Origin of the sequence: Streptomyces sp. NPDC058671 (assembly GCF_042716475.1) — a bacterium.
In the GTDB taxonomy this organism is placed as follows: Bacteria; Actinomycetota; Actinomycetes; order Streptomycetales; family Streptomycetaceae; genus Streptomyces.
Genome location: NZ_JBHXSA010000026.1, coordinates 22,162 through 38,049 on the forward strand (window position 1 = coordinate 22,162; position 15,888 = coordinate 38,049).

Annotated in this window: 17 protein-coding genes; 4 read left to right on the plus strand and 13 right to left on the minus strand. The window is 69.9% G+C overall.

Annotated elements, in window-relative coordinates; genetic code table 11:
- Positions 1-322: 322 nt before the first annotated feature.
- The 10 genes from ACFWV2_RS27300 to ACFWV2_RS27345 all read right to left on the minus strand — a co-directional run bounded on the left by ACFWV2_RS27300 (position 323) and on the right by ACFWV2_RS27345 (position 7,652).
- Positions 323-1,015, minus strand: coding sequence for a helicase associated domain-containing protein (locus ACFWV2_RS27300; protein ID WP_384408747.1), 693 nt, complete (start codon positions 1,013-1,015; stop codon positions 323-325).
- On the minus strand, positions 973-2,739 hold the full coding sequence (locus ACFWV2_RS27305; RefSeq protein ID WP_384408749.1) for a DEAD/DEAH box helicase family protein: 1,767 nt from the start codon (positions 2,737-2,739) through the stop codon (positions 973-975). Before ACFWV2_RS27305 ends, ACFWV2_RS27300 begins: the two co-directional genes overlap by 43 nt.
- Positions 2,736-2,996, minus strand: a complete 261-nt coding sequence (locus tag ACFWV2_RS27310; protein WP_384408751.1) for a hypothetical protein — start codon at positions 2,994-2,996, stop codon at positions 2,736-2,738. The genes ACFWV2_RS27305 and ACFWV2_RS27310 overlap by 4 nt, the downstream gene beginning before the upstream one ends.
- Positions 2,993-3,340, minus strand: a complete 348-nt coding sequence (locus ACFWV2_RS27315) for a hypothetical protein (RefSeq protein ID WP_384408753.1) — start codon at positions 3,338-3,340, stop codon at positions 2,993-2,995. Before ACFWV2_RS27315 ends, ACFWV2_RS27310 begins: the two co-directional genes overlap by 4 nt.
- Before the next feature lie 202 nt (positions 3,341-3,542).
- Positions 3,543-3,914 (minus strand): DUF192 domain-containing protein, encoded by a 372-nt coding sequence (locus ACFWV2_RS27320; RefSeq protein ID WP_384408755.1) that lies wholly within the window; start codon positions 3,912-3,914, stop codon positions 3,543-3,545.
- Between the two features lie 13 nt (positions 3,915-3,927).
- A complete protein-coding gene (locus ACFWV2_RS27325) occupies positions 3,928-4,728 on the minus strand; it encodes a hypothetical protein (protein ID WP_384408757.1) in 801 nt (266 codons plus the stop codon).
- The gene (locus ACFWV2_RS27330) at positions 4,725-4,976 is read right to left on the minus strand and encodes a hypothetical protein (protein WP_384408759.1); all 252 of its coding nucleotides are present in this window, start codon (positions 4,974-4,976) and stop codon (positions 4,725-4,727) included. The genes ACFWV2_RS27325 and ACFWV2_RS27330 overlap by 4 nt, the downstream gene beginning before the upstream one ends.
- Entirely contained in the window at positions 4,973-6,739 is a 1,767-nt protein-coding gene (locus ACFWV2_RS27335) for a Mucin-19 (RefSeq protein WP_384408761.1), read from the minus strand. Before ACFWV2_RS27335 ends, ACFWV2_RS27330 begins: the two co-directional genes overlap by 4 nt.
- A gap of 18 nt (positions 6,740-6,757) precedes the next feature.
- Positions 6,758-7,180 (minus strand): hypothetical protein, encoded by a 423-nt coding sequence (locus ACFWV2_RS27340; RefSeq protein WP_384408763.1) that lies wholly within the window; start codon positions 7,178-7,180, stop codon positions 6,758-6,760.
- 55 nt (positions 7,181-7,235) lie between these two features.
- Entirely contained in the window at positions 7,236-7,652 is a 417-nt protein-coding gene (locus ACFWV2_RS27345) for a hypothetical protein (protein ID WP_384408765.1), read from the minus strand.
- A 183-nt stretch (positions 7,653-7,835) separates the two neighbouring features.
- Between ACFWV2_RS27345 and ACFWV2_RS27350 the strand changes: the two genes are divergently transcribed.
- Complete coding sequence (locus ACFWV2_RS27350; protein WP_384408767.1) at positions 7,836-8,657, plus strand: hypothetical protein; 822 nt, start codon at positions 7,836-7,838, stop codon at positions 8,655-8,657.
- A gap of 583 nt (positions 8,658-9,240) precedes the next feature.
- Here ACFWV2_RS27350 and lexA read toward each other — a convergent pair.
- The 3 genes from lexA to ACFWV2_RS27365 form a co-directional block, all read right to left on the minus strand.
- Positions 9,241-9,927: a transcriptional repressor LexA gene (lexA, locus tag ACFWV2_RS27355; protein WP_384408769.1), complete on the minus strand. Its 687-nt coding sequence runs from the start codon at positions 9,925-9,927 to the stop codon at positions 9,241-9,243.
- 652 nt (positions 9,928-10,579) lie between these two features.
- Positions 10,580-11,470, minus strand: a complete 891-nt coding sequence (locus ACFWV2_RS27360) for a hypothetical protein (protein WP_384408771.1) — start codon at positions 11,468-11,470, stop codon at positions 10,580-10,582.
- Positions 11,471-11,570: 100 nt separating this feature from the next.
- Positions 11,571-12,578: a hypothetical protein gene (locus tag ACFWV2_RS27365; protein ID WP_384408773.1), complete on the minus strand. Its 1,008-nt coding sequence runs from the start codon at positions 12,576-12,578 to the stop codon at positions 11,571-11,573.
- 310 nt (positions 12,579-12,888) lie between these two features.
- On the opposite strand from ACFWV2_RS27365, the gene ACFWV2_RS27370 reads away from it, so the two are divergent.
- The 3 genes from ACFWV2_RS27370 (at position 12,889) to ACFWV2_RS27380 (ending at position 15,780) form a co-directional block, all read left to right on the plus strand.
- Positions 12,889-14,874: a hypothetical protein gene (locus ACFWV2_RS27370; protein ID WP_384408775.1), complete on the plus strand. Its 1,986-nt coding sequence runs from the start codon at positions 12,889-12,891 to the stop codon at positions 14,872-14,874.
- 105 nt (positions 14,875-14,979) lie between these two features.
- On the plus strand, positions 14,980-15,255 hold the full coding sequence (locus ACFWV2_RS27375) for a hypothetical protein (protein WP_384408777.1): 276 nt from the start codon (positions 14,980-14,982) through the stop codon (positions 15,253-15,255).
- A gap of 105 nt (positions 15,256-15,360) precedes the next feature.
- Positions 15,361-15,780 (plus strand): hypothetical protein, encoded by a 420-nt coding sequence (locus ACFWV2_RS27380; protein ID WP_384408779.1) that lies wholly within the window; start codon positions 15,361-15,363, stop codon positions 15,778-15,780.
- Positions 15,781-15,888 lie beyond the last annotated feature (108 nt).

The following is a 15,888-nucleotide window of genomic DNA, read 5'->3' on the forward strand; positions in this document are numbered from 1 at the left end:
GCTTCGCCACCCAAGTCCCCCATTTTCAGTAACTGGGGGGCGGCTCAGTGGCCGACAAGGCCACGAGAGGCCGCCTGCGGGCCTGTCAGGTGATCGCAGGTCGATCCATACCGGGCGCGCCGAGTTCGGCGACTGGAGGGCCCATTCTTGGCGTCGACTTTCTGTGAATATGCGCGAATTGGCGGGTTGAGCCCTTCAGAGGGGCACGCGAAGCCACAAGCTCCCCTGTGGGGAGTACAAGCTGAGAGTGGGCGGCCTGCCCGATGAGGGAGACCGCCCACTCTCTACGCCCGCGCGCGTGACGGCCGGGCGCTGTTCTCCTTTACGACCAGCGCATGCCCAGAGCCGACAGTTCCTCGACCCGCTGGACCGACAACTTCCCGGCCTTCACCCGCTGCTGGCTGATCCACGCCCCGAGCCGAACGACCGCGCCGTCGACCTCCTCGGTGTGACTGCGCGGTACGTCGAGGTTCCCAACGCGGTCGTGGTACTGGGCGGCCGCCCGCAGGTTGTGCGCCCACATCTCCCCGCGGGTCCGCCTGGCAGCGGCGGGGGCCTGCGTGATGCCGACCGTGGCGAGCATCGCCTGCTGCTCCTCCGACAGCTTGCCGAATCCCTGGCGCTGCGCGGCGGCCCAGCGGCCGAGGTCCTCTCCGTCCTCGACGAGGATGCCAGTGTCCTTCGGGAGCGCACCGCCGGCGCTCACGTGTCGGTGGGCGAGGCGGAAGGCCCTCTGCCAGTCGATGCTCCACTCGGGGCACCAGTCCGGGTCGATCTCCGCGAGGGCGGTGCGGCGCTCGGGTGCGAGCGGCGCTCTCGTCCTGCGGGCGGCCGCGCGCTGGTTCTTGAGCCAGCGGCCTACGGGGTACCCGTCGAGCTCCGCATCCACGGGTGCGGCCAGACCGACGCCGGATTCGGCGGCCCAGGCGGCGGCCGCGGCGAGCCCGCCGTCGAAGCGGGCGTCGAAGAGGCTCAGATCATTCCGAGCTTCTCCAGCTGCACGATCCTGTCGCATGCGAGGGCGCCGGCCTTGTAGTGGCGGCGGCAATCGGCGATCCAGACACCGAGAGGGAAGCCGGCGGGGGACCAGTCGGCGGGGGTCCGGAAGCCGTAGGGGACGCGAAGTTCGTCCTGCTCGGCGCGGTAGCGCTGGGCGGCCTGAAGGCCGCTGCGCCACTGGACTCGCTCGGGGTTGAGGACTCGCAGCTGGACGAAGCTCGCCAGCTGGTGGGCGTCGCGGGGCTTCGAGAACCGCAGGAGTTCGCGGGCCCGGCCGCTCACCGAGGCCTGCTCGTCCTCCGGGGCTCCTTCGCAGTCGGCGGGCCCCGAGCCAGGGGTGTCGGTGCGTGCGGGGCTCGGGTTGCCCGGGTTGGTGAGCTGCTCGATGCGGGCGTCGTGTGCGCGGAGCGCGGCGAGGAGCTTGGCCAGGCCCGCGTACGCGGGTGAGGTGAGCATCGACGCCGTGGTCTCGCCGGTGGCGAGGAAGGCTGGCACCAGGAGGGTGGCCATCTTGCCCTCGCCGGGGTGCATCCGCAGGGCGCGGCCGACGGCCTGGACCAGGTCCGGCATCGAGCCGCGGACGTCGCAGAAGAACACGCCCTCGCACTCCCGGGTGTCGACGCCCTCGCCGAGGACCTTCACGCTGGCGATGAGGGAGAGCCGCGCGTCCTGTCCGCTGTCGGTCAGGCCGGCGGCGAACTGGGTGAGGACGTTGCGCCGGTGGGCCGGCTTGTGGTCGCCGTGCAGCCACTGCGCCCAGACGCCGGTGTCCTCAGGGGGCTCGGGTTCGCCGTCCTGGCGGCGGAGAGCGCGGGCTTTTCCGGGCAGGCCGACGGCGAAGGCCTCGGCCTCGGACACCCGCTGGTGGAAGGAGAGCACGCGGCGCAGTCCCTCCTCCTCGGCGGCCTTGAGGGTTGCTGCCTGCAGGGCGCCGAGGCGCAGGCCTCGGACGGTGTCGGAGTCCTGGCCGGCGGCCAGCATCGCGGCATTGAGCTGGTGGTCCTGTACGTCCACGACCACGACCTGGTACGGCGCGACGATTCCGGCCTCGATCGCGGCGTCCAACGGCAGGCGGTAGGCGACGCGGCCGAACGGGCCGTCAGGGTCATCGGTCATGGAGGCGACGAGCTCTTCACCGCCCTCGACGTCGCCGTCGCCTGCGGTCCAGATGCGGGGGGTGGCGGTCATGTAGAGGCGCGCGGCGGCCGGAATGCGGGCGTTGTCGTGGACGATGGCCCAGGGCTTGCCAGCCCGGCCGCTGGTGCGGTGCGCCTCGTCCACCACGATCAGGTCCCAGGGGGGCAGGCCGGCCTCGTGGGCGGTCTCCAGGATCCCGTTGCCGAGGGAGGCGTACGTAGCGAAGACGGTGACGCTCTCGTGCCCGGCGGTGAGCCGTACCAGGGTGTGTGGGTCGGTGGTGTGCGGAAAGCCGGTCTCGTGGGAGTCGAGGGAGGAGACACCGACGAAGGCGCCGGTGCGGCCGCCGTCCCGCCAGGCGCGGGCCGTCTGGTCCAGGAGGTCCAGGGAGGGGACCAGGACCAGGACGCGCTCGCCGCCGACCTGTTCGGCAGCGCGTACGGCGACGAGGGTCTTGCCGCTGCCCGTGGCCATGATGACCTGCGTGCGCAGGCCGGTGGCCGCGGGCTCGGTGGGGGAGCGGGGGGTGAGTTCTTCGACCGCGCGGGCCAGGGCCTCGCTCTGGTGGGGACGCAGCGGGGGAGCGGTGCGAGTGTCGGTCATGGGCTCGCCTTGCTCTCGGGGTCCGGGCCCTGGGGCCGCGGGGCGGTCGGGGTGGAGGCGCGGTGGGCGTGGTCGGGGCAGAGGTCGCGGCCGTCGCGCAGCCTGCGCCATCCGCGGGCGCGTAGCCAGGCGCGGAGGGCCCGGTGGTGGGGCATCGGGACCGGAGCGAACCATTCGCGGTCGCACGCGGCGTCGCCACCGGCCCTGGTCGTGCCGGTGTAGTCGCACCTGATGGTCGGGATGTTTCCGGCGGTCACGGCCGCAGGTTCCCAGTGGCCCAAATCGCGTATTCCTGGCGGACGTAGCCGCGGGGGTCGGCCGCCCGGGCGGGGTGGTCGGTGGCGAGAGGGCCGGCCGTCGTGCCGTTCGCGGTGTCGAAGGCGATGAGCTTGTCGACGCTCGTCCGGAGCGCGGTCTGCGCCTTGCCGTCGGCGGGGTCGGTGCCCAGGGTCTGCCGGTCGGTGAGGGCCGCGTGGCGCAGCAGCCAGTCCCGGTCGCTGATCCGGCCCGCGCGTCGCAGGCGCATGAGCTCCTCGGTCTCCTTCTGGACGTGTGGGGCGTTGATGTAGGCGGCGTCGAAGGGAGGCGGGTGGTCGGTCATCGGCTGCTCCGTTTCGTCAGGCTCGCGGGGGAGTTGGGGTAGTCCAGGAGTCCGTTGGTCATGCCGGTCTCGGGTGGTCTGGGCGATGCGAGTGCACCGCCACCACAAGTATGCATTCTTTTTAAATGCATTTCAAGAGAATGCATACTTGTGGGTGGAAGGGCCCCGGGCAACGGCCGGGCCGCCACACCTCTACACCTGGCTAGGGGGTGTCCACCCGTGCAGGACCCTGCTGTAGCTCCAGCACGCTCCCAACGCGCAGGCCCCAGGCGGCCATGGCGCCGGCCTCGGCCTCCAGGACATGGCGGGAGCGGAAGCGCGGGAGGCCCAGGCGGTTGGGAGGCATGGTGGTCATCGCGATGACGCGGTGACGCCGGTCCAGGAAGGCGACGTCGATGGCGAACCGCATGCGGAAGGTGTGCACGCTGCCGGCTGGAGTGAGCAGCAGCGCCCCCTCGATCCCATCCCGCCCGAGCAGCCCCCGTGTCCGGGCCCGGTAGGAGGCGGCCACCTCCAGCTCGACCTCCACCGGGCCGCTCCGCAACTGCCCGCTCCCGTCGCGCCACTTCGCCATGCGGCCACCCTAGCTAGGGCTTCCAGGCACGAATCTCCAGGCTCACGATCGCCGTACCGGGCTCGATCCGGTCGTTGTCGACCAGCCACTTCTGCACGGCGGCCGTGACGTCACCGCCAGCCGCGTCGACCCAGGCCTTGAACTCGGCGCCGTCGAACCCTTCCGCGCCCGAGCCCGGGCCGCCGCGGTTGTCGGCGTAGGCCCGCTCCTCGGTTCCATCGCGGCGCTGGACGACGTTACGTCGGACGCCGGGGGAGTCGGCCAGGCGGCCGGCATCGTGTTTGAAGGACCCCCTACGGGCCCGGACCGTGAAGGCGATCTTCCCGCCGCTGGCAGCCGCGTCTTCCACCACGGGCCGCAGCCGACTGGCACCGGAGGCGATGTGCTGCTTGCCGGCCTTGGCCAGGGATGAGGACCAGGTCTTGACCGGCTTTCCGTCGGAGCCGATGACCGCCTTGCCCTTGGCATCCTTGACCGTCTTCTCCGCCCGTAGACGCGTCTTCCCGCGGACGCGGGCCTTGTAGCCCTCGCGGTTCAGGCGCGGCTGGATGTGCCCGGCGGCCAGGGCCTTGAGGCTCGCGATGTTCCGCGGGCCGCCGGCCTGCACCTCTTGGACCACGGCCCGCAGCGCTTCCACCATCGATGCGCCCTTGTTCTTGGTGAAGAACTGGCTGACCAGCGAGGGGTTGCGGCCAAGGATCTCGCCGACCTGCTTCCGGCTGAACCCGGCACGTTCCAGCTCCGAGGTGAGCCGGGCGGCCTCGTTGCGCTGTGCGCCCCGCCCGCCCGCAGCCCTTCTCCTGCGCGGCGTCACGCTGCTGCCTCCTCGTCCTCGTCGCCACATTCGTGGTCGGCGTACGCCGGGCTGTCGTCCTCGAACTGGTCGTCGCCCCCGTCGCCGCAACCGTGGCACTGCCACTCCGCGCTCCACACGACCCCGCCCTCGCGGCCGCAGTCGTGCTCGGAGCGGACGGTGTCCTCGTCCTCCCACGTGGCCTCGCCCGAGGCACCGCAAGCCGGGTGTTCCCACTGGCCTCCCCAGGCCACGTCAGTGCTGCTCACATGCCCTCCGATTCGTAGGCCTGGCGGCCGAGACCTTGCAGGTTGTAGAACTCTTCGTCCGTACGCGGGGTGGTCTGCTCCCAGGGCATGCGGCCCTTCAGGAGGTAGTCGCCCGGCTCCCCGCCGTACTCCCAGTCGACCGGCGCCGAGGTGTAGATGGCGTCAGTCCGGAAGGCCAGGATGCTCCCTGCGGGAAGGTGCAGTGCGCCGGCCTTCACAGGCTTGCCGGTCTGCGGGTCCTTCGAGCTGGTACTCACCGACAGCAGGGCCGCCCGGGCCGCCGACCACACTCCCGCTGCCCACTCCGGGTGGGCGTACTGGTCCCGCGCGAACCCCTGGTTGCGCTCCCACCTGACGTGGGTGTCCGAGATGCCGGTCAGCCGCGCACCGTCCGGCAGGTCGGGCACCTCGCCGCCGGTGTTCAGCTCCAGCGAGCCGGTCGTGATCCGGGGGCGCTGGGCGAACGTGCCGATGCCGTACAGCAGGATGCTGCGCACTGCGCGGGAGGCCAGACGGCAGGCCTGCTTCTGCTGCTCGTCACCGTGGAGTTCGGAGGCGGCCCGCAGGGACTGCCAGGTCTCGCGCAACTTGGTGCTCCAGCTCTTGAGCGGGTCGCCGGACTCCCACAGCAGGCCGTCGAGGATCTCGATCCGCCACGGCGCGATCGGGTTGCGGAGCGCGAGGTTGACCTCGGCGCCGCCCGCCCAGGTGGTGAAGGTCCGGCCGCCCTCGTACGGGTAGTGCCAGGCCCGGTCCCCGGGCGCCGGGGCAGGGAGGAGCCCGACGTGGTTCCAGTCCTTCGGGATCGTCACCCGCACCTGCCAGTGCGACGGCGCGAACAGCGCGTTCGTCTGCTCCTTCTCGGTCATGGCCGCGAATCGGGCGGCGGTGATCCGCTGGGGCACGCCGACACCGGACGACCAGGTGTGCTTGGCGTACGCGAAGGTCCGGTCGACCTCGTACCAGCCGGGCACCCGTTCCGGCAGGCGCGGCGGCGTGATCAGCTCGGTCCGACCCTGCCCGGCGGTGGCGTGCAGCAGCCCGCGGATCTCCTGCGACATGACGGGGAAGCCGTCCGCCCAGCGGGCGCCGGCCTTCGTCGGGATGGTCCGCGACCAGAGGTCCCGCCCGGTCTGCGACGGTGAACCCATGAGGACGACGTCCTCAAAGTGCGGCCGCAGCGCCTTCCACAGCTCGACGAACGCGGCGCGCACCGTCGCCGGGTCGGCGCCCTCAGGGTCGAACCACTCGCCGACCGAGCGGATTTCGGTGTGCTGGTCTCCGCGCTGCCAGCGGCCGACCGGGTTGCGGGGGTGGACGAGGTGGCCTGCCTGCCGGTCCCGGCCGCGCGAGGCCTCCACGGTCCAGCCCTCCGGGAGCGGTCCGTTCAGCCAGGCAGCGACGGCGTCCTTCAGGAACTCGTGCCGCTCCGCGCCCTGGTGCCACGGGTCACCGGCGGTGATGTAGATCCGCTCGACGGTGGCCGGGGCCTCCGCGTAGACGGCGGTGAGGATCTCTGCCACTGAGGCCCGGCCGAGGTTGAGGCGGACGGTGCCGCCCTGCCACACCAGGACGCCGGTCGTGGTGTCGAGAAAGGCCATCCCGCGCGCGGCCTGCTTGAAGTTCGGCCGCTTCGACGCCAGGTCACGCTCCGCGTGGAACCAGCGGTCTCCGGACTGCCCCGCGGGGATCGACGGCAGCGTCCTCTCCTCCCTGTCGGCGGGCGACATCACGGTGGTGGGGGAGGAACCGGCCGAAGCCACGACGGTGGCGGGAGCGGCCTAGGGGTCGGAGTCCTTCTCGGAGGCGGTCTTGGCGACGGGCCCGGTCGGCTGGCCTGCGGGTCGCAGGTCAGGCGCCGGCGTTCCGGCCTGTTCCTTGATCGGCTGTGCGGCCGCCTGCGGCTCCGAAAGATCAACGGCGGGACCGGCCGCCGGAGCGTCCACAGGACCGCTGGGCGCCCCCTGCGGGCCGAGAGAGGGCACGAGAGCCACGACGTCGATCACGGAGACTCCCGCGGACGTGGCGATCCGGTCCGCCTTGGCCTTCTCGAACGCGCCCAGAGCCACGATTCGCTGGTCCCGGCGGGACTCCAGCTTCGCCAGTTCCGCCTGCAGCTTCGCGAGGTCGCGCTGCAGGGGCTTGATCTCGTCCCGCAGCCCGCGCAGCTCTGCCAGGCCACCGCTGTATGCCTTGCTGTCCATCAGAAGGTGTCCTCCATGAATCGGTTGAGGCGATGGCTTGCCGGCCGCCGTGCGGTCAGCTCTGCTTGGCCCTGGCGTCGACGCGGAGCTCATGAAGCGTCTTGCCGGTATCGACGTGGGTGTACTGGCCCCAGCCGTTGATGTCGCTGCCGGTCTGCGCCTTGAGGGCGGGGGAGGGCTGCGCGAACGCGCGCCCGTCCGGGAGCTCGACCCAGCCGTCGGCCGTGACCTTCGCTTCGTGCGTCCGTTGACGTCGGGGCTGGTGGTGCATCAACCGGTCATCGGGCGCGATCAGGCCGGCCTCGAGGAGGAACATCAGGCCGCCAAGCCCCCTCTTGGGGTCGGCGCCCCCGCTGCTCTTCCCCTCGCCCAGGAGCTCGCGGCGCAGCACGTCGTTAGGTGTGTCCACGAGGGGCTCGCTGTGCCTCTGCAGGTAAGCGAACACCTCGTCGTCGATCTCGATCTTCCGCATGAACGCCCTCTCCACTCTTTTGTCTTTGTATTCTGGCGTGCCTAGAGAGCAGAGTGCAAGTGGTTCCACATCCGGGTCATGTGGGAGCAGCGTCCCTGAACGCGGCTGCCCCGCACGACTGTTGCCCGCAGCTCCGCCTCGTGCGCGGTCGGGGACAGACCCGCGTGAAGGAAGGATCTGGGCATGCTTCTCAACTTCGACGACAGCACCCCGTGGGACGCCCTGTACAAGCAGACCGCCGACGAACCGAACGACCTCGTCTCGGAGGTGCGCACCGCTGTCGAGTACGGCATGTGCGATCCCCGGGACTCGGCGGAGATTGCCTGCGCGGCGACGGAGACCGCCGAGGCCGTGGTGGCGGCCCTGTCGAGCCCGTGGTCTCTCTACACCCCGCAGGACGCAGCGACGGTCGCCTCGGCGTTCTTTGTCCAGCTCCAGCAGAACGCCGACGCACTGAAAGAGCTCGGACAGGCGGTCGGACGGATCGTCGAACGCGGCGAGGCCGAGCTGCCCGCCCCGGCCGGCGCCGGACAGCCGGCGAACCTGACCGACGCCCTGGAAGCGCTGCGGTCGGTGTCCGAGCAAATCCACGGCCTGGTCGCCCGGCACGCTTCCACCACCGTACGCGCGCTCCACGACGCTCCCGGCTCGGCTCCGGTGCCGGCTGACGTGCACGAAACCGTGGTGGCCGTCGCGGACCTGCTCGCCGAGCAGCACGACCAGGCGGTGACGCTGACCCGGCGTCACGAGGACGGCACGTACGAAGACTCCGACGACGGGTTCGGGTGCGGCTGCGACGTCACGGTGCTGGCCGACGGCGAAGAGTACAACTTCCACCGTGGCGACTCGGAGTGGTCACTCACCAGGGAGTCGGACGGCCGGAAGCTGTCCGACGGTTCCACGGTCTACAGCGCCTACAAGACCCTGAGCACCTCCTTGAAGACGGCCCATCCGCAGCAGCTCGCCAACGACGTCCTGCACATCATCACGGCCGACCGCACCTGACCAGCAGAAGAGAAGGAGGCGGGGCGGGGCTCACCATCGTGTGAGGAGCCCCGCCCGCCTCCTGGAGCTACACGGGGACGGTGCGGGCAGGGTCACGGGAGATCGGACGCTCCCGACCCCTCGAGTGTCGGACAGCGTGGGCCCCGACCGTCCCACAGCCTGCAGGCCCAACCCCTTGGCATCCGTCCTGTCCTCTACTGCCAGCCGCTGAGGGCCGCGGAGAGCTTCCGGCGCCACTGATCGCGCCGCAGGCCGCCCTGGGCCGCGGGCTGGGCGCGATGACCTGGTCGGTGACGTCGTAGGTGATGCGATAGGCCATGACCTGAGTGGCGAGGTCCATCCATTCCTGTGGCTTGTGCGCGGGGGCCACGGGGGCCGAGGGCGGTGACGAACCACATCGACCTGATCGGGCCCTTGGGAGTCTGGGACACGAGGGCCGTCGAGCCGCTCGGGCGGGGGCTGCTCGTTCGGCTCAGTGTTCGGCCGCGTTCACAGTGTCTCGGCCGAAGCGGGGCAGCATGGTGAGCGGAGTCCGCCTGGGAGTCCTTCGCACGTCGACCAGGCGGACTGCTTTTGTGCCGGGCTACAGCGTGCGCAGGACGGCGACGACTTTGCCGAGAATGACCGCGTTATCGCCCGGGATCGGATCATACGCGGGGTTGTGGGGCATCAACCATACGCGGCCGTCGTCACGACGCAGGCGCTTCACGGTGGCTTCGCCGTCGATCATGGCAGCGACGATGTCACCGTGGTCCGCTGAATCGGCCTGCCTCACGGTGACGATGTCTCCGTCGCAGATCGCCGCGTCGATCATGCTGTCGCCGACCACTTTCAACGCGAAGAGCCGGCCCTCGCCGATCAGCTGCCGCGGCAAGGGAAACACGTCCTCGATCGATTCCTCGGCAAGGATCGGTGCGCCGGCTGCGATCCGGCCGACCAGTGGAACAGCGGCCATGGCCGGGTCGGCCGATGTCGGCGCCTCGGGGTAGTCCTCGGTCCAGCGGGCACGAACACGGTAGGCGCGCGGCCGGTTCGGGTCGCGGTAGAGCACCTCTTTGCGTTCGAGGGCCAGGAGCTGGTGTGCGACGGAGGACGTGCTGCTGAGCTTGACCGCCGCGCCGATCTCTCGCATCGAAGGCGGGTAGCCCTGGCGGCTGACCTCACGCTCGATGAACCTGATGATCGCGACCTGCCGGGGCGTGAGCCCGTCGGAGTCGACGCGGATACCGGGCGGCCGCCCGGGACGACCTGCAGTTTCGGCCACGTACATGTGGTGCTCCCCCCTTGCGGGACCTTGCTTGAGGGGGACAGTAACCCGCCAACCACCACATAGGGAACAGTTAATCGATCACTGGTTGTATGGGCACTTCTCCGCCCGGCAGGCCTGCACACGAAAAACTCCTGCCGTATCGCTGGTTGGCGACTCTGCGGCGATGTGATCACCGAATCAGGTAACCCGGCGGCTATCCCCTGGTCGCTCTGTACGGCGCCGACGACAGGTTCAGCCCGGTGCCGAGCTCCCGAGCGAAGACACAGTCCACCGAATCGCCCTAGCGGGTTCCGGTCAGGAGGCGAGCAGCGAGGGTCGGCCTGACAGCACGAGCCGAGGGAGGAGACTACTCCCGACTTATCAACAACTCTGCACACTTTTACGATTCTTAGGGACTGAGCAGCAGGGATTGTCGCAGATCTGGCCGTCCAGCTTGATCGCCCGGCAGTACTGCAGGTGCTCCTTGCAGCGGTCGGCTCCGGGGGCGGGTGCCGATAGACAGAGTCGCTGCGGCTTACCGGGAACAGCTGTTTCGAATAGGTGCACTGGCCGAGCTCCGCGGTCGGGCTGGGATGTTGCGAAGTGCAGGCACAGCCGTATCCACGCAGCCGTCTGAGCCACACTGCGTTCAGTGCCAAGACCGCGCGGTCTTTCAGGAGTGGACGGCAGGGTGGTGCGGGTCTCCGAATTCCCCGTCGGTGAGCCAGCTGAACTGCGGAGACCGGTATCGGGGCGGTTCCGAGCGCGGTTCGAGGCTGCGCGCGCACAGCGCACCACCGTCGCTGTCCAGGCTCATCCATGTTCCCGTCCAGCGCGGGTGCCGGTTCGTGATCGCCTCACCGCATCCGGCACACAGCACCAGGGGCACGCAGTGCTGGCGCAACAGGTTCGCGAGTGGGACAGGTTCCAGCTCGGGAATGGCGTATTCGCCGTCCCAGTTGTCGAGTACGACCGAGCTGTTCCAGGCCGCTGTGTCGATGGCCTCCATCCAGGCGGTGTCCGGTTCGACGGCGTGAAAGGTCCGCCATCCGAACACGGGGATGCCGGTGCCGTGCGGTTCCGGGGCCTCGCGGAACGCTTCAAGGGTCGCTGCGGTGTAGTCGGGACGGAACTTGCGTACCTCTGCCTCGATGACGGGCCGGATTGCCGAGTGCAGAAGGTCCAGGGCGGCCAGAACGTTCTCGCTCATCCGGTCCTGCCCTTCGGTGCCGGCCTGGTGCCAGGCGCAGACCAGCATTCGTTCCAGCGGCCCGGCCACGAAGATGGCCTGCTCGATCGCTCCTCCGCCGTCGCTGCCCGGGACAACCTGGTGCCGCATCCGCGCCCCGTCTACACTGCCGATCCACTCCACGGTGACGCCGTCCAGAAACGCTTTCACGGCGTCCGCGGGTGTCGCGTATGTGGCATCCAGGTGCAGGATCTCCGAGACGTAGTCCTCAGGGTCCTCCCAGTCCTCGTCCCGGTCAGGGGTCGGAAGCACGCTCGACGGCTGTCGGTGGGCCCGCAGGGAGGATGTCCGGTCCGTCTTCCGCTTCTTCGGCATAGTCGCTGGGCTTCCTCGGTCTCGAGCGTTGACTTCTTCGCCGGCCGCTCCGGCCGTGCGGCATGGCGGGCGTTCTGGCAGCTCTCCCAAACTCCCGGGCTCAGGTGGGTTCGGTGCTCGTCGTCTCGGTGTCTTCGTCGGCCGGGTCGGGTGCCGTGTGGAGGAAGAAGGGGCCGCCGAGGTCGGACAGGAACGTCGGCCGGGTCGTGCGTGCGAGGACCTGCTGCCGGTACCGGACTCCTGTCCCGTACCGAGCGTGATCCACACCCTGAGGGTTCGTGTCCCACTCCTTCACGTGTTGGAGGACGTCGGCGAGGAGGCGGGCATCGGGGCCTTCCGTCTCTGCGGTCTGCAGCGCCTTCAGCATGGTCACGCTGGTGGGAAACGCGATCCAGGTGTTGGGCTTGGCCTCGGTGACGCTGGTGGCCAGCCGGACCAGCGTGGCGTCCAGCGGATCGTCTCGCCAGGCCTGCGAACTCCGGGTGGTGCCGCTCGTCAGCCACGTGTGCAGGAGATCGCACTCGCGCGCGTTGAGTCCCACGGCCGAGGTGTTGAGCAGGTGGTGGAAGAAGCGGATCAGAAGATCTCGGCGCCTAGGTGTCTCGCGGCGGTCGAAGAGGCAGTGCCGGCACAGCCACCCCATCATGGGGAACCCGCCGTTGCGGGGCTTCTTCAACGGCCGCATCCGCCCGATCTCGTCACCCGGCTTGATCGGGTCTGCGCACAGTCCGCAGGCCTGGGCGACCAGCGCCTTCTTCACGCACCGCGGGACGGGCAGTTGTCCCACGCCCGTCGGCCTGTCGAACCGGGAGCGCCGGGCCTGCACGGGTTCTTCCGAGGGCTCCCGGAGCCAGGAGTCGAGCACCCGGAGCGCCTCGCGCAGGTCGTGCTCGTCCAGGTCCCGAAGTTCGTTCAGGCCGATGGCGCGTGCCACCTTCTGCTGAGGGGCGGGGCGCTGACGGATCGCCTGACGCATCGCGAGCCCCTTCTCCAGGAGATCGCAGAGCCGCTTGCGGCGGAGCCCGTCGAGATCGATGCCGAGGAGGAGGTCGATGCCCAGGTCGAAGCTGCCCTGTCCGAACTCAGCGTCGTCGCTGCCGTCGCTCACACGTACCTCCCGAATGCGGCCTGGGAGCGCCCACAATGCCCCCTGGCTCGTGGCGCCGGACACTTTCTTCACTCCCAGGTGGTCGGCTCCGCCTGAACGTGTCACCGCTCATCCGGCGTTGACAGGCGCTATGCGCCTCTCCGCCGCACTCAACGGGAGGGCTCTCCTGCGGGCTGGGTCATGGTGCTGAGAAACCCGTACCTCGGCGGAGGGACGCGATTGGGCTGCTCCAGTGACGGGTTCGGGTGTGTCGCTGCCGCCGGGTGGAGGGTGAGGCAAGCAGCCCAGGTGCGGCGGTGGGGAGCGTTCCGTGGCGTACGAAGTGATCAAGGTGAAGTTCCAGACGGAGCTCCATGCGCGCTGGTCGGTGTTCTTCGACAATCTGCGGGTGCCATGGGCGTACGAGCCGGTGACGTTCCACGACGACGAGGGATCACCGTGCACGCCGGCGTTCTGGCTGCCCGAGCAGCGGATCTGGTTCGCGGCCGAGGTGGAAGCCCCGGTGTGGTGGGACCGGTTCGCGATGGCGGCCGAAGGGCAGGACGAGTGGCTGGACAGGGGCGGCGAGGAGCCCGACTGGTGCCCGCCGGTGGAAGTTCCGAAGAAGTGGCGCGGCATGACGCTGCTGGCTGAGGGGCCCTTCTTCCCCGACGACGTGCCGGGCGTCGACTCGTGGGGGCGCCCGACCGCGTGGGACGGGCCTTGGCGGTTGTACGAGAAGAACGGGATGAGCGCCTACGGCGACTCGCCCTATCAGTGGTCGATGTGCCCTCAATGCGGTCTTTTCGGTGCCGAGTTCTGCGGGTACGCCGAGCGTCTGAGCTGCGACTGCCTCGACGGCCACGAGCACCGCAAGGTCGCCAGCGGCGGCGACGAGCGTCTGCTGGCCGCCTACCGGGCTGCGCAGGCCGAGACCTGGCAGCACGAGGCCCTGGCCGGCACCTGCTCGACCGCGCTGTGGCCGACCGTGCGCGAGGCCCTGATCCGACAACCCGGTGCCGTGGCGGCCACTGAGAACTGCTTGGGTGCGTGCTGGCCGATCGCGCAGCAGCTGCGCCGGGACCAGCGGCACCCGCTCGCCCCCGAGGAGAGCAAGGCCTTCGGCACGCTGTGCTCGGCCTGCCCGGGATTCGTCTGCGGACAGTGCGGCGAACAGCCGGCGGCCGCGGCCGATGTCCCGTGCTGGACCTGCGAACCACTTGTCCTGCTCACCGAGGGCCAGGCCAGGCAGCGGCTCAACGCGATGGTGACGAAGCTGTCCATCGCGACGCGCACCCATGGGCGCCGCATCAACACGATCATCAACGATTCGATCGGGGTGAAAACGAGGGCAGGGGCCTCGCTGGCCCAGCTCGGTGCCGCGCTCACCAACGCCGAGCGGTGGCTCGATGACCTGTCGTCCATGCCGGCCGACCTCCACTCCTCCTTCGACGAGGATCCCGACACGCTGCACGGTCCCGAGCTCCGGAAACTCCTCGCCACCTGCGTGGGGCCGCTGTCGGGCATGTCCGGCGAGCCGATCCCCGCCGTCCAAATCCGGCTGAACGACTGGATGGGCGTGTCCAGGCGTGCGGAGGCGACCGACGAACAGCTGCGTGACGCCATCGTCCAGGCCCGGGCCTGGCTGAAGGACCCCGACTCGTACCGCGCCTTCACCCATCCCGCGCCGCCGGAGCCCGGCGGCCTGGCTGCGCCGGTCCACACGAAGAACGCCGCCATGGACTCCTCCTGCAGCCTGTGCGCCACCCCGGTGCAGGCCGGTGGACTCATCGGCCGGATGCCCCGCCCGCGGGAGCCGTACCTGCCCATGGCCTGGCTGTGCACCCACTGCCTGTATCACCGGCGGGCCACGCCCCGTCTCACCGACGTGTTCCTGCGGGTCTTCCACCACACCTTCAGCGGCAGCAGCACCACTCCGCTGAACACAGCCGAGGCCACCCTGCTCCTGGAAGCACTGCTGCCCCTTCCCCTGACAAACGACGACGAGCACTTCCAGGAGGCGATCACTGCGCTCCGGCAGGGGATCGACGCCGCGGACCCTACGGTGCCGCTGAGCTACTACCCGGCCCGCGCCGCCGTGGCCACCCTCCATGCAGCGGCGAAACCGCAGGAGACACCGGACAGCGGCACGCCTGTCCTCGCCGCCGTCGCCCAGCACCTGGCCGAGTGGCACCACAACCCTCAGGACATCGACAAGGCCTCCTACCGCAACCGCACCCTGTGGCGGCAAGCCGTCCTCGAGGCCACCCCCGCCCCTACCGTTCTGTCCCAGCGCGGCGGTCCCTTCTGGGTATGAGCGGCAGCTGGCGCCACCATCCACGCCGCTCGCGCTCTGCCTCTGGCGACAGCCCGAGCGCAACGGCCTGATCCGTCTCATTCGACCAGCTTGGAGAACCACCCGATGCCGTACGACGTCACCCGTGATCTCACCGCCGGCTCCCTCCTCCTGCCCGGCGTCGCCGGATCCGTTGGCGCGGTCTACTCCAAGCACCGCACGGATAGGCCGGGCTGGGGCGCGGCCGTCGAGCTCCCCGCTGTACTGGAGATCCTCGCCGCCATCGCCGCCGGCCAGATCACCGCGGCCCAGGCAGAGACGGCGTTCGCCCCGCTCCTTGCCCGGCTCGAAGAGTTCGACCGGGAGATGGACCGGTGCCAGGCCCACTTCGACTACAGCTGAGCTCCCGTCACCGGTCGGAACCGGCAGAGCAATCGAACGTCCGCAGCACTCGGTCCAGGCCGGTCCTGCCTTCCTGTAACAGCACACCCCAGGAGGAGAGCTCCGATGATGCCCAAGAACGCCGGGGGAGAGGACGCGGACAACATCCCGTTCGCGTCGCTCTACGACTACGCGCTCGCCCACCCCTGCCCCACCTGCAAGGCTGCCGCCGGGACACCATGCGACGCGCCTCGCAAGCAGACCGCTCTCCAGCGCGTGGACAAAACCGTGAGGCTGCTCGGACGAGAGCCGAAAAGCCATGACCCGCTGCATCTTCTGCACACGCGTCGCCAGGACGCCGGCGCCCGGCACCTCAACCGGGACATCGGCAATGCCCCCGAGGAGGATCGCGTCCCGGGACGGAGCTACAGCACACTCAGCCGGACTCCCGTCCCGGGCGCCTCCCGAAAGAGGAAAGCGGGCTCGCAGGACACGGACCATCCGACGAGGTGGTGGCCACGCCGAGAGGACCCTGCGGCGCTGTGAGGTGGTCCTACGGACTGATGACAGCCGCCCGCTTCTCCTACGCGTTACAGGACACGTAGGAGACGGCGGTACAGAACTCGCTGAAGACGCCGGAGTTGCTGATCGCCT

Coding starts and splice junctions, on each gene's coding strand:
- ACFWV2_RS27300 (WP_384408747.1), bottom strand. CDS start 1,015: ATGCGACAGGATCGTGCAGCTGGAGAAGCTCGGAATGATCTGAGCCTC.
- ACFWV2_RS27305 (WP_384408749.1), bottom strand. CDS start 2,739: ATGACCGACACTCGCACCGCTCCCCCGCTGCGTCCCCACCAGAGCGAG.
- ACFWV2_RS27315 (WP_384408753.1), bottom strand. CDS start 3,340: ATGACCGACCACCCGCCTCCCTTCGACGCCGCCTACATCAACGCCCCA.
- ACFWV2_RS27320 (WP_384408755.1), bottom strand. CDS start 3,914: ATGGCGAAGTGGCGCGACGGGAGCGGGCAGTTGCGGAGCGGCCCGGTG.
- ACFWV2_RS27340 (WP_384408763.1), bottom strand. CDS start 7,180: ATGGACAGCAAGGCATACAGCGGTGGCCTGGCAGAGCTGCGCGGGCTG.
- ACFWV2_RS27345 (WP_384408765.1), bottom strand. CDS start 7,652: ATGCGGAAGATCGAGATCGACGACGAGGTGTTCGCTTACCTGCAGAGG.
- ACFWV2_RS27350 (WP_384408767.1), top strand. CDS start 7,836: ATGCTTCTCAACTTCGACGACAGCACCCCGTGGGACGCCCTGTACAAG.
- lexA (WP_384408769.1), bottom strand. CDS start 9,927: ATGTACGTGGCCGAAACTGCAGGTCGTCCCGGGCGGCCGCCCGGTATC.
- ACFWV2_RS27360 (WP_384408771.1), bottom strand. CDS start 11,470: ATGCCGAAGAAGCGGAAGACGGACCGGACATCCTCCCTGCGGGCCCAC.
- ACFWV2_RS27375 (WP_384408777.1), top strand. CDS start 14,980: ATGCCGTACGACGTCACCCGTGATCTCACCGCCGGCTCCCTCCTCCTG.
- ACFWV2_RS27380 (WP_384408779.1), top strand. CDS start 15,361: ATGATGCCCAAGAACGCCGGGGGAGAGGACGCGGACAACATCCCGTTC.